This window comes from Vulgatibacter sp. (genome assembly GCF_041687135.1).
Classification (GTDB): Bacteria; Myxococcota; Myxococcia; order Myxococcales; family Vulgatibacteraceae; genus JAWLCN01.
Genome location: NZ_JAWLCN010000001.1, coordinates 138,661 through 153,284, shown reverse-complemented (window position 1 = coordinate 153,284; position 14,624 = coordinate 138,661). Strand labels below are relative to the sequence as shown.

General features: G+C 71.2%; 12 protein-coding genes. All 12 read right to left on the bottom strand.

Annotated elements, in window-relative coordinates; genetic code table 11:
- Positions 1 to 23: 23 nt before the first annotated feature.
- The 12 genes from ACESMR_RS00740 to rsmH all read right to left on the bottom strand — a co-directional run bounded on the left by ACESMR_RS00740 (position 24) and on the right by rsmH (position 14,615).
- Entirely contained in the window at positions 24 to 944 is a 921-nt protein-coding gene (locus ACESMR_RS00740; protein WP_373044192.1) for a D-alanine--D-alanine ligase, read from the bottom strand.
- Positions 941 to 1,858, bottom strand: a complete 918-nt coding sequence (gene murB, locus ACESMR_RS00735; RefSeq protein WP_373044190.1) for a UDP-N-acetylmuramate dehydrogenase — start codon at positions 1,856 to 1,858, stop codon at positions 941 to 943. Before murB ends, ACESMR_RS00740 begins: the two co-directional genes overlap by 4 nt.
- A 40-nt stretch (positions 1,859 to 1,898) precedes the next feature.
- Positions 1,899 to 3,281, bottom strand: a complete 1,383-nt coding sequence (gene murC, locus ACESMR_RS00730) for a UDP-N-acetylmuramate--L-alanine ligase (RefSeq protein ID WP_373045203.1) — start codon at positions 3,279 to 3,281, stop codon at positions 1,899 to 1,901.
- Between the two features lie 81 nt (positions 3,282 to 3,362).
- Positions 3,363 to 4,463, bottom strand: coding sequence for an undecaprenyldiphospho-muramoylpentapeptide beta-N-acetylglucosaminyltransferase (murG, locus tag ACESMR_RS00725; RefSeq protein ID WP_373044188.1), 1,101 nt, complete (start codon positions 4,461 to 4,463; stop codon positions 3,363 to 3,365).
- 53 nt (positions 4,464 to 4,516) lie between these two features.
- Entirely contained in the window at positions 4,517 to 5,710 is a 1,194-nt protein-coding gene (gene ftsW / locus ACESMR_RS00720; RefSeq protein WP_373044186.1) for a putative lipid II flippase FtsW, read from the bottom strand.
- 47 nt (positions 5,711 to 5,757) lie between these two features.
- Positions 5,758 to 7,107: a UDP-N-acetylmuramoyl-L-alanine--D-glutamate ligase gene (murD, locus tag ACESMR_RS00715; RefSeq protein WP_373044185.1), complete on the bottom strand. Its 1,350-nt coding sequence runs from the start codon at positions 7,105 to 7,107 to the stop codon at positions 5,758 to 5,760.
- 6 nt (positions 7,108 to 7,113) lie between these two features.
- Complete coding sequence (gene mraY, locus ACESMR_RS00710; RefSeq protein WP_373044183.1) at positions 7,114 to 8,226, bottom strand: phospho-N-acetylmuramoyl-pentapeptide-transferase; 1,113 nt, start codon at positions 8,224 to 8,226, stop codon at positions 7,114 to 7,116.
- A complete protein-coding gene (locus ACESMR_RS00705) occupies positions 8,227 to 9,660 on the bottom strand; it encodes a UDP-N-acetylmuramoyl-tripeptide--D-alanyl-D-alanine ligase (RefSeq protein ID WP_373044181.1) in 1,434 nt (477 codons plus the stop codon). It abuts the gene before it with no gap.
- A gap of 6 nt (positions 9,661 to 9,666) precedes the next feature.
- Complete coding sequence (locus ACESMR_RS00700; RefSeq protein WP_373044179.1) at positions 9,667 to 11,166, bottom strand: UDP-N-acetylmuramoyl-L-alanyl-D-glutamate--2,6-diaminopimelate ligase; 1,500 nt, start codon at positions 11,164 to 11,166, stop codon at positions 9,667 to 9,669.
- A 154-nt stretch (positions 11,167 to 11,320) separates the two neighbouring features.
- The gene (locus tag ACESMR_RS00695) at positions 11,321 to 13,357 is read right to left on the bottom strand and encodes a penicillin-binding protein (protein WP_373044177.1); all 2,037 of its coding nucleotides are present in this window, start codon (positions 13,355 to 13,357) and stop codon (positions 11,321 to 11,323) included.
- The gene (locus tag ACESMR_RS00690; RefSeq protein WP_373044175.1) at positions 13,354 to 13,701 is read right to left on the bottom strand and encodes a hypothetical protein; all 348 of its coding nucleotides are present in this window, start codon (positions 13,699 to 13,701) and stop codon (positions 13,354 to 13,356) included. The genes ACESMR_RS00695 and ACESMR_RS00690 overlap by 4 nt, the downstream gene beginning before the upstream one ends.
- Entirely contained in the window at positions 13,698 to 14,615 is a 918-nt protein-coding gene (gene rsmH, locus ACESMR_RS00685) for a 16S rRNA (cytosine(1402)-N(4))-methyltransferase RsmH (RefSeq protein ID WP_373044173.1), read from the bottom strand. The genes ACESMR_RS00690 and rsmH overlap by 4 nt, the downstream gene beginning before the upstream one ends.
- Positions 14,616 to 14,624 lie beyond the last annotated feature (9 nt).

Below are 14,624 nucleotides of genomic sequence, written 5' to 3'. Positions count from 1 at the left end.
GCGGCCTCGCCCGGCGGCCCCCGTCAGGCCTTGAGCGACGCGCCCTGGAGGATGCGCTCGCAGAGCGAGGGGAAGTCGATCCCGATGCCCGCGGCGATCTTCGGAAGCAGCGAGGCCTCGGTCATGCCGGGGAGCGTATTGGTCTCCAGCACGATGAGCTCGCCGTCGTCCATGAGGATGAGATCGGTGCGGGTGGCGCCGGCGCAGCCGAGGGCCTTGTGCGCCTCGGCGGTGACGTCCATCACCTTCCGGTACATCGCCTCGTCCAGCGGCGCCGGGTAGAGGTAGCGGGTCGTGCCACCGGAGTCGTACTTCGCCTTGTAGTCGTAGAACTCGGCGGCGGGCTTCACCTCGATGACGCCCAGCGCCTCGTCGTCGAGCACGGCGCACTGGACCTCGCGGCCCCTGTGGTAGCGCTCGATGAGGATGTCGCCTTTGTACTTTGCCGCGTCCTCGCAGGCTGCGGCGAATTCCTCGGCGGTCTTCACGATGTGCACGCCCACCGAGGAACCCTCGGAGCTCGGCTTCACCACACAGGGCAGGCCGAAGGGCAGATCCGCGATCAGGAGCTCGCGCATGCGATCCGGCCGCACCGCCACGTAGTCGGCGGTGGGGATGCCGCGCATCTTGAAGACCTGCTTGGTGGCGACCTTGTCCATGCCGAGGGCGGACGCGAGCACGCCGGAGCCGGTGTAGGGGATCCCCATCGACTCGAGCAGCCCCTGGATGCAGCCGTCCTCGCCGTAGCGGCCGTGGAGCCCGATGAAGGCGACCTCGGCCTTCATCGCGCGCAGCTTCCCCGCCACGTCCAGATCGACGTCGAGGAGCTCGGCGTCGTAGCCCTTCGCCACCAGGGCCTTGTGGATCGCGGCGCCGGAGCGCAGGGAGACCTCGCGCTCGGAGGAGCGCCCGCCGTAGAGCACGGCAACCTTCTTGCCCTTCATGACCACCTTCCGATCCGCTTCACTTCCGGCGTGAGCTCCACGCCGAAGCGCTCGCGCACCTCCGCGCGGGCCTTCTCGATCAAGAACGAAACGTCCGCAGCCCGGGCGCCGCCCAGGTTCACGATCCAGTTGGCGTGCCCCTCGGCGATCTGCGCCCCACCCTGCCGCAGGCCCTTCAAACCGCAGGCCTCGATGAGCCGCCCCGCGAAATCCCCCGGCGGGTTCTGGAAGACCGAGCCGGAGTTGGGCAGGTGCAGCGGCTGGGTGCGCTTGCGGTAGGCGAGGTCCGCCTCCATCGCCTCGCGCGAGGCCGCCAGCTCCGCCTCGCCTGCGGGCCGGCGCAGCCGCACCTCGAGGCGCGTCACCACCGCCCCGGCCGGCAGCTCGCAGGAGCGGTAGCGCCACACCAGCTCGTCCCGGGCCCACCAGCGCGCGCCTTCCGGCGACGCGATCTCCACCGCCTGCACCACGCGGACGGTCTCGCCGTTCTTCGTGCCCGCGTTCATCGCGCAGGCGCCGCCGATGGTGCCGGGGATCCCGGCCAGGAACTCCGCGCCCACCAGACCGTGCTTCTTCATCGCGCCGGGGATCTTCGTGATCGGCTCACCGCTGCCGAAGACGAAGGTGCCGCCCGCTTCGTCGACCTGCGCCTCGCCGCTCCACGCCGGCAGCTTCACCACCACGCCGGCGACGCCCTCGTCCGACACCAGGGTGTTGGCGCCGCCGCCGAGCACCGTCACCGGCACCTCGGCATCAGCAGCGGCGGCGAGGAGCACCCGCAGGTCGCCCGCGTCCGCGGGCCGGGCGAAGAGATCCGCCGCGCCGCCCGCCTTCACCGAGGTGCGCGGGGCCAGCGGCTCGTTCTCACGCAGCTCGCCGCGGAAATGGCGCTGCAGCTCTGCCAGGAAGGACAAGTCGATCACCTCTCGCGGCGACGTGTTGCGAACGCCGTGCCTACGACTGCAGCAGCGCCAGCAGCTCCGGCCCGGTCTGGCTGATGTCGCCTGCGCCCAGCGTGATCACGAGATCGCCCTGCCGCACCCGCTCGCGGATCGCCTGCGCCAGCACGTTCCGGTGCGGCACGAAGGCCACGTCCCTGTGTCCGCAGGACCGCACCGCCTCGACGAGGGCCTCGCCGCTCACCCCCGGGATGGGCTCCTCGCTGGCTGCGTAGATCTCGCTGACGAGCAGCGTGTCCGCCTCGTTGAAGGAGGTGGCGAACTCGCCGAGCAGATCGCGGGTGCGCGTGTAGCGGTGGGGCTGGAACGCCGCCACGATCCGCCTGGTGGGGAAGGCCTTGCGCGCCCCCGCCAGCGTCGCGCGGATCTCGGCCGGGTGGTGGCCGTAGTCGTCCACCACGGTGACGCCGCCCGCCTCGCCGCGCACGGTAAAGCGCCGCTGCACGCCGGTGAAGGAGGCGAAGGCCTCCTGCATCTGCTCCACGGTCACACCCACGTCGTCGGCCACGGCGATCGCCGCCAGCGCGTTCTGCACGTTGTGGATGCCGACCATGTGCAGCGTGAAGCGCCCCATCGCCTCGCCCCGGCGCACCACGGTGAAGCTCATCTCGAAGGCCGAGGACTCGATCGCCTCGGCCCGGTAGTCCGCCTGCGGCGAGAGCCCGTAGGTCACGTGCCGGCGCTCGAGCGAAGGCAGCAGCGCCTGCACCGCCGGGTGATCGAGGCACATCACCGCCAGCCCGTAGAAGGGCACCTTGTTCACGAACTCGACGAAGGCGCCTTTGAGCCTGTCGAAGTCGCCGTAGTGGTCGAGGTGCTCGGGGTCGATGTTGGTGACCACGGCGATCGCCGGCGAGAATTTGAGGAACGAGCCGTCGCTCTCGTCGGCCTCCACCACCATGTACTCGCCGGTGCCGAGGCAGGCGTTGGAGCCGAGGTTGTTGAGCTTGCCGCCCACCACCGCGGTGGGATCGAGGCCACCGGCGGCGAGGAGGTGCGCCACCATCGAGGTGGTGGTGGTCTTGCCGTGGGAGCCGGCCACCGCGATGCCGTATTTGAGCCGCATCAGCTCGGCGAGCATCTCGGCCCGCGGGATCACCGGGATCGAGTGGCGCCGGGCCTCGACCACCTCGGGGTTGTCGCGGCGCACCGCCGACGAGATCACCACCACGTCGGCGCTGCCCACGTTCTCGGCCCCGTGGCCCACGAAGCTTTTCGCGCCGAAGGACTCGAGGCGCTTCGTCGTCTCGCTCGCCTTGAGGTCCGAGCCGGTGACCGGGTAGCCGAGGTTGAGCAGCACCTCGGCGATGCCGCTCATGCCGATGCCGCCGATGCCCACGAAGTGGATGGTCGGTCGCCTGCCTCGAAACATCTCCAGCTCCCACAAATGCAGCGGCCGGCACTGGGCCGGCCCACGGAAAACACCTTGCAAGGCGCGCCGCCGAAAGGCCAGCGCCGTTCAGCCGGCGCCCTGCTCGCGCCCCTGGTAGACGAGCTGCACGCAGACGTCGGCGATCTCCTTCGCCGCCTCCGGCCGCCCGAGAAGCCCCGCCGCCCGCTCCATCCGCTGGAGCCGCGCCGGGTGCTCGAGGAGGTCGCGGACCTCCGCTGCGAGACGCTCGCCGGTGAGCTCCTGCTGGCGGATCATCACCGCGGCGCCCTTGTCCACCAGGGAGCGGGCGTTGACCTCCTGGTGGTTGTCGGCGGCGAAGGGGAAGGGGACGAGGATCGCCGCCTTCTTGCAGACGGTGAGCTCGGCGAGGGTGGTGGCGCCGGAGCGGCAGATCACCAGATCGCTCGCGGCGTAGGCCGCCGACATGTCGTCGATGAACTCGACCACCTCGGCGGCGATCCCCGCCTCCGCGTAGCCCTTGCGCGTGGCCTCGATGTCCCGGGCGCCGGTCTGGTGGAGGATCTCCACCTTCTCCTTGAGCCCCTCGAGGTGGGCGCCCGCCTCCACCGCTGCCACGTTGATCGCGTGGGCGCCCTGGGAGCCGCCGAAGATGAGGATCTTGAAACGATCGTGGCGCGACTGCGGCCGGAGGAAATTCTCCATCAGCGCCTTGCGGATCGGGTTGCCCACGTTCTGGGTCTTCCGCTCGGGGAAGAAGCGCTTCGCCTCGTCGAAGGAGACGAAGACCGCGCGGACCAGCCTGCCGAGGACGCGGTTGGTGAGGCCGGGGAGCGCGTTCTGCTCCTGCACCGCGGTGGGCAGGCCCAGCAGCCAGGCGGCGAAGACCACGGGGAAGGAGGCGTACCCACCCACTCCCACCACGATGTCCGGGTTCCAGCCGCGGAGGATGTGCACCGACTGGAGGATCGCCTTCGGGAGCCGGAAGAGGCCGGAGATCCAGCCGCCGAGCCCCCTGCCCTTCACGCCGGTGGCCTCGATCAGCTCCAGCTTGAAGCCGGCCTTCGGGACCACGCGGGCCTCGAGGCCCCGCGCCGTCCCCACGAAGAGGACGTCGTTGGCGTGGTGGCGCGTCACCACCTCCTCCGCCAGCGCGATGCCGGGGAAGAGATGCCCGCCCGTGCCGCCTCCTGCGATCACCACTTTCATCCGAGCCAGAACTCCGCCGGGCCGCGAACCGGGCCCGCCAAAACACTTGCCCGCTACCGGGAGCGGGAGGACATCGGCCGCAGGTACCCGCCACTTCCGCTGGAGATGGCGAGGAGCACGCCTGCAGCCGTCAGGGATAACACGAGTGAGGTGCCGCCGTACGAGACGAAGGGGAGCGTGAGCCCCTTGGTGGGCAGCATCCCCATCGCCACCAGCATATTGGTAACGGCCTGGATGCCCAACAGGGCGGTGAGCCCCAGGGCCAGGTAGGCGCCGAAGGCATCGGCGGCGTTGAAGGCGGCGCGGATGCCGCGCCAGACCAGCAGGCCGAAGAGCCCCACCACGAAGGCGATGCCGAGCAGGCCCGCCTCCTCGCCGATCACCGAGACGATGAAGTCGGTGTGGCCCTCGGGGAGGTAGTGGAGCTTCTGCTTGCCCGCGCCGATCCCCTGGCCGGTGACGCCGCCGTTGCCCAGGGTGAGGAGCGAGTTGGCGAGCTGCCAGCCGTTGCCCAGGCGATCGGCCCACGGATCCATGAAGGCGGTGAGCCGGGCCATGCGGTACTCCTTGCTGAGCACCAGCACCGCCGCCAGCGGCGCAGCGGCGAAGGCCGAGCCCACCAGCCACCGCAGCTGCACGCCGGCGCAGAAGAGCATCACCCAGAGCAGCACCAGCAGCACCATCGACGAGCCGAAGTCGGGCTGGCCGAGGAGCAGGAGCATGAAGAAGCCGGTGACGAGCACGTGGGGGAGGAAGCCGATCGAGAAGGAGCGGACCTTCTCGCCCTTCCGCGCCAGCGATCGCGCCAGGTAGATCACCAGCGCGAATTTCGCGAGCTCCGCCGGCTGGAAGTTGAAGCCGAAGAAGCGGATCCAGCGGCGGGCGCCGTTGACCACGGTGCCGATCCCCGGGACGAGGACGAGGAGCAGCGCCACCGCGGTGATGGCGAGGATCGGGTAGGCGAGCTTCTCCAGCCGCTTGTAGCCGTAGCGCATCGCCCCGTACATGCCGGCGAGGCCGACGCCCGCGGCGATGCTCTGGCGCACGAGGAAATGCCAGGGGCTGCCGTAGTCGCGGGCCGACATCACCGCCGAGGCGGAGTAGACGCTCGCGAGGCCCACGGCGGTGAGGCCGAGGATCGCCCAGAGGAGCACCGGATCGTAGCGCGGCGCCTCCATCTGCGCGCGCAGGTCGGAGCTCGTCGCCGGCAGGCCGGAGCCTCCGTTCGAAGCGGAGAGAAGCCGCATCCCAATCCCTCCCGCCGGCCACTCGCCGGCGCCCCCGGGAAAACGAGCTAGAGCGCCTCGACCAGCGCGCGGAAGGTCGCGCCGCGGTGCTCGTAGCTCTTGAACTGATCGAAGGAGGCGCACGCAGGCGAGAGCAGCACCTGGTCGCCGCTCGCCGCCAGCGCCCGTGCCGTCGCCACCGCGCGGTCCAGCGTCTCGCAGGCCGTCACCGGCACCACGTCGCCGAGCTCCGCGGCGAGGGCGGCAGCGTCGGCGCCGATGGTGAGCAGCGCCTTCACCCTGCCGCCGAGGAGCGGCCGCAGCGGCGCGTAGGGCGCGCCCTTGCCCAGCCCCCCGGCGATCCAGATCACCGGGCCGGCGAGGGCCTGCAGCGCGACGGTGGTCGAGTCGACGTTGGTCGCCTTGGAGTCGTTGATCCACTCGACCCCGCCCTGCACCCGCACGATCTCGAGGCGGTGCGGCAGGCCGGGGAAGTTGGTGAGCCCCTCGCGTACGCCGCTCTCGGTGGCGCCGGCGAGGCGGGCGGCGACGATCGCCGCCATCGCGTTCTCGCGGTTGTGCCTGCCGCGCAGGGTGCGGCCGAGGGTCTCGTAGGACTCGTCGACGCCCCCCGGCAGCCGCACCACGATCCGGCTGCCGTCGTCGCGGGCCGCGCGATCCTGCGCCGGGCCGTGGCCGAAGGTGATCGGCAGCGAGCTCGCGCCCTGGTGGAGCCGGAGCGTCTTCTCGTCGGCGGCGTTGAGCACCGCGTAGTCGTCCGGGGTCTGGCCCCGGAAGATGGCGCGCTTGGCCTGGTAGTAGGCCTCCGCCGACGGATAGCGGTCGAGGTGATCGGGGGTGAGGTTGGTGAGCACCGCCACCTGCGCGCGGAAGGCGTGCACCGCCTCGAGCTGGTAGCTGGAGAGCTCCACCACCGACACGTCGCGGGGCGTGCCGTCGAGGACGCGCTCGGAGAGTGGCGTCCCGAGGTTGCCGCCGACGAAGACCGACTTGCCGCTCTGCGCGAGGAGGTGGCCGATCAGCGCGGTGGTGGTGCTCTTGCCGTTGGTGCCGGTGATCCCGACGATCGGCTCCTGCACGAAGGAGGCGGCGAGCTCCGCCTCGCCGACGATGGTGACCCCGGCCCTGCGGCCTTCGGTGAACTCCGCGTTGGCCAGCGGCACGCCGGGCGAGCAGACGATCAGCTCCGCGGAAGTGAAGCTCTCCACGTCGTGGCCACCGAGCTCGAAGCGCACGCCGAGGGGCAGGAGCTCCCGCACCTGCGCCTCGAGCTGTGCGGGCTTGCGCTTGTCGGTGGCGGTGACCCGCGCGCCCTTCGCCGCGCAGAGCTTCGCAGCGGCGACGCCGGAGCGGGCGAGGCCGACGATGAGAACCTTGCGACCGGAGAGCTCGTACAAGGGCGATTACCTCAGCTTCAGGCTGATCAGGGTGACGAGCGCGAGCATGATCGAGGCGATCCAGAAGCGCACGATGATCTTCGGCTCGGCCCAGCCCTTGAGCTCGAAGTGGTGGTGGATCGGCGCCATCTTGAAGACGCGCTTGCCGGTGCGCTTGAAGACCGCCACCTGGATCATCACCGAGAGGGTCTCCACCAGGAAGACGCCGTGGAGGATCACCGAGGCGAACTCGTTCTTGGTGAGCACCGCCAGCGTGCCGAGGGCGCCGCCCAGCGCCAGGGCGCCGATGTCGCCCATGAATACGCTCGCCGGGTAGGTGTTGTACCAGAGGAAGGCGATGCCGGCGCCCACCGTGGCGGCGCAGAAGACCGAGAGCTCCGAGGCCCCTTCGATGAAGGGGATGTAGAGGTAGTCGGCGAGGTTGAAGCCCGCGATCACCGTGCCCGCCACGTAGGCGAGGACGAGGAAGGTGATCGCGCTCACGATGGTCGGGCCGATGGCGAGGCCGTCGAGGCCGTCGGTGAGGTTCACCGCGTTCGACGTGCCCACGATCACCACCCAGGCGAAGGGGAGGTAGAGCCAGCCGATGTCGGGGTTGAAGAGGCGCGTGGCGACGAAGGGGAAGGAGAGCGTGGTGTCGAAGAGGAGCCGGGCCTGCTCCCAGTCCACGCCGAAGATCACGATCGCGAGGGCAAAGATGCCGGTCTGCCCCGCCATCTTGAGCTTGCCCGGCAGCCCCTTCGAATTGCGCTTGGAGAGCTTCAGGTAGTCGTCGAGGAAGCCGATGACGCCGAAGCCCAGCGTGACGATCAGCACCATCCAGACGTAGCGGTTGGTGAGATCGGCGAAGAGGAGCGTGGAGACGCTCAAGGAGAAGAGGATGAGGCCGCCGCCCATCGTCGGCGTGCCGCTCTTCCTCTTGTGCTGCTCGGGGGTGTCCTCGCGGACGTTGGAGGCGCCGTATTGGCGGCTCTTCAGCTCGCGGATGAACCACGGCCCGAGGAGCATGCCGAGGAGCAGGGCGAAGATCCCGGCGGCGATGATGCGGAACGAGGGATAGCGGAGGACGTTGAAGATCGCGATCCGGTCCGCCAGCGGAAAGAGCAGGTGGTAGAGCATCTAGGCCTTCTCCCCCGCCACCAGGGGGTCGACGATCCGCTCGAGCCTGGTGCCGCGGCTCGCCTTGGCGATCACCAGATCGCCGTCGCGCAGGTGGCTACGCAGCCACGCGAGCGCCTCTTCCGGCGACTCGGTGGTGCAGATGGATTCCACCCCTCCCTCTGCTGCAGCGGCGGCGATCGCGCGGCTCCGCTGCCCGAAGGCGACGAGCCCTGCGACCTGCGCTGCTGCAGCGGCGACGCCCACCTCGCGGTGGCCCGCCGCCTCCTCTCCCCCGAGCTCGAACATGTCGCCGAGCACGGCAAAGACCCTGCCCTCCCCGGCGAGCTCGCGCGCGGTGCGCAGCGCCGCCAGCATAGAGGAGGGGTTGGCGTTGTAGCAGTCGTCGACGACGGTGACGCCGCCCGGGGCCTGCTTGATCTGGAGCCGCCGATCGAAGCCGCGGGCGGTGACCAGGCCCTCGAGCATCCGGTCCGGATCGCCCCCGAGGGCGAGCCCCAACGCCAGCGCCGCGCAGGCGTTCTCGGCGTTGTGCACGCCCACCAGCGGCAGGCGCACGAAGGCGGCGGGGCCGCCGCGGAAGGAGACCTCGAAGGCGAGGCCGCGCCTGTCGTGGGAGACGAGGCGGACGAGGCGCACGTCGGCGCCCTCGTGCTCGGGGCCGCCGTAGGTGAGGAGCTTGCGGCCGGAGGCGCGGGCCTCGGCGGTGGTGCGCTCGTCGCGGAGGTTGGTCACCGCCACCGCGTGGCGCGGCAGGCCGTGGTAGAGCTCGCCCTTCGCCTTCGCCACCGCCTCGATCGAGCCGAGCCCCTCGAGGTGGACCAGCTGCGCGCAGGTGACGAGGCCTGCGTCGGGCTCTGCGATCGCCGCGAGGCGCGCGATCTCGCCGGCGTGGTTCATGCCCATCTCCACCGTGGCTGCGGCATGGGCCGGGCTGAGGCGGAAGAGCGTGAGCGGCACGCCGATCTCGTTGTTCAGATTGCCCACCGTGGCCAGCGTCTCGCCAAAGGCGGCGTTGAAGACCGCGGCGGCGAGCTCCTTGGTGGTGGTCTTGCCGTTGGAGCCGGTGATCGCGCCCACCTTGATCTGCGGGAAGCGGCGGCGGTGGACGCGGGCCAGCGCCCCCAGCGCCACCAGCGTGTCGTCGACCTCGACGAGGCCGAAGCCCTCGGGGAGCGGCGCGTCGGAGCGGAAGCCCCGGCGCACCACCGCGGCGGCCGCACCTGCAGCGGCGGCCTGCGCCACGAAGCGGTGGCCGTCGAAGCTCTCGCCCACCAGGGCGACGAAGAGGTTCTGCGCGCCGATGCTCCGGCTGTCGGTGGTGACACCTTCGATCGGCAGCAGCTTGTCGCCGCGGACGAGCGCACCCGAGGTGGCTGCGGCCACGTCGGCGAGGCAGAAGATCGCGCGGTTTGCTGGGGATGCGGTGGCCATAAGGATCTACGCGCCGAGGGCGCGCCGTGCCTCCTCGCGATCGTCGAAGTGGATCTTGGTGGTGCCGAGGATCTGGTAGTCCTCGTGCCCCTTGCCGGCGATGAGGATCACGTCGCCGGGGCGCGCGCACGCCACCGCCAGATCGATCGCCTTGCGGCGATCCACCTCGACGGTGAAGCCCTCGCCGCCGGCGCGGGCCTCGTCGTGGGAGAGGCGCTTCTTGCCGGTGCACTCCACGCCCGGGACGATCATCTCGACGATGCGCGCCGGATCCTCGGTGCGCGGGTTGTCGGAGGTGACCACCGCGAGGTCGGAGCCGCTGCCGGCGACGGCGCCCATCAGCGGGCGCTTGCCCGTGTCGCGATCGCCGCCGCAGCCGAAGACGGTGATGAGCCGTCCCGGCGACGCCTCGCGGAGCGCGCTGCAGGCGCGGCGCAGGGCGTCGTCGGTGTGGGCGTAGTCGACGAAGGCCACCACGCCCTGCGGGCCGTCGATGCGCTCGAGGCGGCCCGGGGCGCCGGGGCTCTGCGTCAGCCCCTCGGCCACCGCCTCGATCGGCAGGCCTGCGCCCAGCGCGAGGCCGGCAGCGGTGAGCAGGTTCTGGAGGTTGTGGGCGCCGACCAGCGGCGAACGGATCTGCGCCTCGCCGCGGGGCGTGACCAGCGTGGCCTCGATGCCGTCGATGCCGATCCGCACGTCCCGCGCGGTGAGCTCGGCTGCTGCGTCCTCGGTGGAGAAGCGCCAGCTGGTGACGCCGCCGGCGACGAGCTCCTCGTGGAGCCGCGTGCCGTACGCGTCGTCGCCGTTCAGCACCGCGACGCCGCCTGCACGCAGGTGGGCGCGGAAGAGCTTCGCCTTCGCGGCGAAGTAGTCCTCCATGTCGGCGTGGTAGTCGAGATGGTCGTGGGTGAGGTTGGTGAAGGCCGCGGTGGCGAAGGTGAGGCCGAGCACGCGGTCCTGCGCCAGGGCGTGGGAGGAGACCTCCATCACCGCGGTCTCGCAGCCGGCGTCGACCATGCCGGCGAGCAGCGCCTGCACCTCCACCGCCTCAGGGGTGGTGTGTTCCGCAGGGAGGACCTTGCCGGCGAAGCGGTAGTTGACCGTGCCGATCACGCCGCAGCGCTTGCCCGCAGCCAGGGCGATCGCCTCGTAGAGCCAGGTGGTCGTGGTCTTGCCGTTGGTGCCGGTGATCCCCGCCAGCGCGAGGCGCTCGCCGGGGTTGCCGTGGAGGTTGGCAGCGGCGCGGGCGAGGGCCGCGCGGGCGGAGGGCACCACCAGCGCCGGCACCGCGAGGTCGAGGGACCGCTCGCCGATCACCGCCGCAGCCCCTGCCGCCACCGCGCCGGCGGCGAAGGCGTGCCCGTCGACTTTCAGGCCCGGGAGGCAGACGAAGAGCGCGCCCGGGATCACCTTGCGCGAGTCGTGGACCACCGCGGTGATCTCGGGGTCGGGGCTTCCTGCTGGGAGCGCGAGGCCGGTGCCGGCGATGACGTGGCTGAGGCGCATGGTGCTTGGCGTTCCTTCCTCTTTCCGCTGGAGCCCGACAAAGGGGATGCAGTGCAACCGCCCTGCCGGCGCCCATCTGCCCGGCAGGCGGCGGCGCACGAGGCCCATGCCACAGGAGTCGCGGCAATTCCTCTACACCAGCGCGGCCCCGTCTCTACAGAGGCTGCAGAGTGACGGCAACCCGGCTCCCCCGCTCCACGACCGAGCCGGCAGGCGGCTCCTGTTTCACTACCCGTCCGCTTCCGACCACGTCCACCTCGAGGCGCGCCTCCGCGAGGGTGCGCACCGCCGCCCTGGCGAAGAGGCCGTCCACCGAGGGAACGCGGACCTGCTGCGGCTCGAGGGGCAGCGCGTCCTCGACGGTGACGAGCCCCTCCGCCGCCTTCTCCCGCTCCCGCTTCTTCTGGGCCGGGCTCTTCTTCTCTTCCTTCTGCGCCGCCACGATCGGCAGGGTCGGTGCGACACCCAACGACTTGAGCGCACCCTCGGCGATCTCGCGGAACGCCGGCGCCGCCACCATGCCGCCGTAGACGCTGCTCTTGGGCTCGTCGATCACCACGAGGATGACGAGGCGCGGATCGTCTGCGGGAACGAACCCGCCGAAGGAGGCGATGCGCCCCCTGCCGTAGCCGCGCGTCTCGGGATCCACCTTCTGCGCGGTGCCGGTCTTTCCCGCCACCGGATAACCCGGGACCGCGGCCTTGGCTGCGGTGCCGTCCTCGCCGACCACGAGCTGCATCCACTCGGTGACCTTCTTCGCGGTCCGCTCGGAGAGGACCTGGCGCACCACGTGCCTGCCGCCCCGCTCCACCACCGTGCCGTCCGGCGCGGTGACCTGCCGCACCAGCCAGGGCTGGAGGAGCTCGCCGCCGTTGGCCACCGCCGCCATGCCCATGGCGATCTGGAGCGGCGAGGCCATCACCGGCCCCTGGCCGAAGGAGCCGGTGACCACCGAGATCTCCGACTTCATGGTGGCGACGAGGCCCGGCGATTCGCCGGGGAGCTCGACGCCGGTGCGGCTGCCGAAGCCGAAGTCGCGGTAGATGCCCGCGAGGCGATCGCCGCCGAGGAGCAGGCCCACCTTGCCCGAGCAGATGTTCGAGGAGACCTGGAGGATCTCGCCCGGGGTGAGCCATTTGTGGCCGTGGTGGTCGTTGATGACGTGGCGGCCGACCTTCCACCTGCCGTTCTCGCAGTCGAACGATTGGTTCGACTTGATCGCGGCCTGCTCCAGCGCGCCGGCGAGGAGGAAGACCTTCATCGTCGAGCCCGGCTCGAAGGCGTCGGTCACCGCGCGGCTGCGGACCGCTGCGCGCTCGGAGCTGCCGGGGACGATGTTGGGGTTGAAGGTCGGCGCATGGGCGAGCGCGAGGATCTCGCCGGTGCGCGGATCGACCACCAGCGCGGAGCCCGCGTTGGCCCGCGAGGTCTCCATCGCCTTCCCCAGCGCCTTCTCCGCCAGGTACTGGATGTTGCGATCGAGGGTGAGCTCCACCGTGTGGCCGGTGCGCTCCTCCACCGGCACCGAGACCTCGGGGAGCAGCCTGCGGCCGCGGGCATCGCGAAGGGCGGGCAGCGCCGCGCCGTGGCCGCGCAGCCAATCGTCGAGCGAGCGCTCGAGTCCTTCGAGCCCCTTGCCGTCGGAGCCGACGAACCCGAGGAGCTGCGCCGCCATCTCCTTCTGCGGGTAGAAGCGGCGCGACTCCTTCACCGTGGCGACGCCCTTGCCGAGGCCGAGGCCCTCCACCGCCGCGACCACCGCGGGGCTCGCCTTGCGCTTCACCCAGGTGAAGCGGTTGCCGGGGGCGAGCGCGCGCTCGAGGAGCTTGTGGCTCTGCTTCTTGGAGAGGGATGCGGCCTTGGCGATCCGCACCAGGTTGGCGCGGCGCTCGGCGTCGTCCGCACCGAGGAATTTCGGGTCGACGAAGATCGACTCGACCTCGACGCTGGAGGCGAGGCGCGCGCCGGTGCGGTCGAGGATCTCACCGCGCCGCGGCGCGAGCTCCGCGGTGCGGAGGTATTGCTCCCGCGCCATCCCCGCGAGCCACTCCTGCTCGAGGACCTGCAGATGGAAGGCGCGGCCGAGGACGACGAGGAGGCCCGCTGCGAGGAGGAAGCCGAGCAGCGCCACCCGCACCTTCACCCAGCGGGCACCATCCCAGCTGCCGAGGGAGAGGCGGGACGGGCTCACCGGGAGGCCTGCGCCACCGCGCTGCCTGCGGGCGCGCCATCGGGCAGCGCGAAGATCTGGTCGGGGCGCGGCTCGACGAGGCCGAGGCGCTTGCGGGCGTCGCCCTCGATCCGCGCCGCGGCGCGGCGGGTGGCGAGCTCGAGCTCGAGTTCGCGCTGCTCGCGGAGCAGATCCTCCTGCTCCGCCTGCGCTGCGGAGAGGCGGTAGCCCACCATCGTCGCCTCGACGCGGGTCCAGGCGTGTGCGCCGACCAGCGTGGCGAGGAGCAGGCTCGCTGCGACCGTGGCGGCGAAGCCGCGGGTCGAGGCGGCGCCGGTGATCTTCGGGCTCTTCTTGATCCTCACAGCCGCTCCACTGCGCGCAGCTTCGAGCTGCGCGATCGGGGGTTGCGGGCGATCTCCTCCTCCGTGGGGACGATCGCCTTGCGCGTGACCAGCTTCCATTCGGCGGCGCCACAGATGCACACGGGCATCCCCGGCGGGCAACGGCACGGATGCGCGAGGGCTGTGAATCCCTGCTTGACCGCGCGGTCCTCCAGCGAGTGGAAGGAGATCGCCGCGGCCCTGCCGCCCTTCGCGATCACGGCGGGCAGCGCCTGCAGCCACGCGTCGAGGGCGCCGAGCTCGTCGTTCACCGCGATGCGCAGGCCCTGGAAGGTCCGCGTCGCCGGGTGGATCCCCTTGGGCCAGGCGCCGCGGGGGATGGCGTTCGAGACCACCTCGGCGAGCTGCACGGTGTCGGAGATCCGGTGGAGCTCGCGCTTGATCGCCTTGGCCACCGGGCCCGCGAAGCGCTCCTCGCCGTACCAGGAGATGACGCGCTTGAGCTCGCGGTCGTCGACGCCGGCGAGATATTCGGCCAGCGTCGGCGCGTCCTCGCCCATGCGCATGTCGAGGGGACCTGCGTTGCGGAAGGAGAAGCCGCGCTCCGCCACGTCGAGCTGCGGGCTCGAGACGCCGAGGTCAACGAGGGCGCCGTCGACCTCGTCGATGCCGAGTTCATCGAGCACCGCGCGGATGTCGCGGAAGTTCGCCTGCACCGCGCGGAAGCGATCGCCGAAGGGGGCGAGCCGCGCCTCGGCCGCGGCGATGGCCCGGGGATCGCGGTCGAGGCCGATCACCCTGGCGCCTGCCTGGAGCAGCAGCTCGGTGTGCCCCCCGTATCCGAGGGTGCCGTCGACGACGACGACATCCGGGCGCACCGCGAGCACGTCGATGGTCTCGCGGGGCAGGACGGAGAGGTGGGGGGCGTTTTCCACGTTCTACTC